We start from the raw sequence: 632 nt of genomic DNA, 5'->3' as shown, positions 1-632 counted from the left end.
CGCCCGCTGCGGGCAGTCGTGCCGCTGGGGCGGCACGGGTGGGCGCAGCGGCACCCCGGCGGCACCGCACTTCCGTCACGGTGCTCAGCCCGGCCGCACGCGGAGGCTGACGCCCGTTTCTCCGTCGGCGCGCCGTTTCTCTGCCGTCGGGTGTCGGCCGCGGGCCGTGGTGGGCCGAGCGCGCAGTTCCCCGCGCCCCTGGGGGCGCCCTACAGCCAGCTCGCGAACTCCAGCAGCAGCTCCGCGTCCCGATCGCGGCCCACCCGGCGGGCGCGGACGCCCGACTCGACCGCTCGGAACAGGGTCCAGCCGCGCAGGCGGTCGCGGTCGACCTCCAGCGACTCCGCGAGGCGCCGCACGCGTCGGCGGGTCGTCGTCGCGCCCGAGGGCTGGGCGATCAGGTCCTCCACGCGGTCACGGACCAGCCGCGCCAGGTCGAAGGCGTGCTCGCCGACCACCGGGTCGGGTCCCACTGCGAGCCACGGCATCCGGTCCCCGGACAGCACCTTGCTCTGCCGGAACGTGCCGTGCAGCAGCCGGTGTTCCGGCGGCGAGTCCAGCAGCTCCTCGCGAGCCGCCAGCGCCGCGTCCACCAGCGGGGCCACCTCGGGAGCCGCGTCCGCCCCGGCACG

1 protein-coding gene is annotated in these 632 nt (G+C 77.4%); it reads right to left on the bottom strand.

The window, feature by feature from the left end:
• Window positions 1–209: 209 nt before the first annotated feature.
• Window positions 210–632, bottom strand: a 423-nt coding sequence (locus tag LPA54_RS34860; RefSeq protein ID WP_228984624.1) for an aminoglycoside phosphotransferase family protein, incomplete at its 5' end; no start/stop codon positions are given.

The organism is Streptomyces sp. DH12 (assembly GCF_020873895.1).
Classification (GTDB): Bacteria; Actinomycetota; Actinomycetes; order Streptomycetales; family Streptomycetaceae; genus Streptomyces.
The sequence above is the reverse complement of the archived record's forward strand: the minus strand, read 5'-3'. Positions and strand labels throughout refer to the sequence as shown.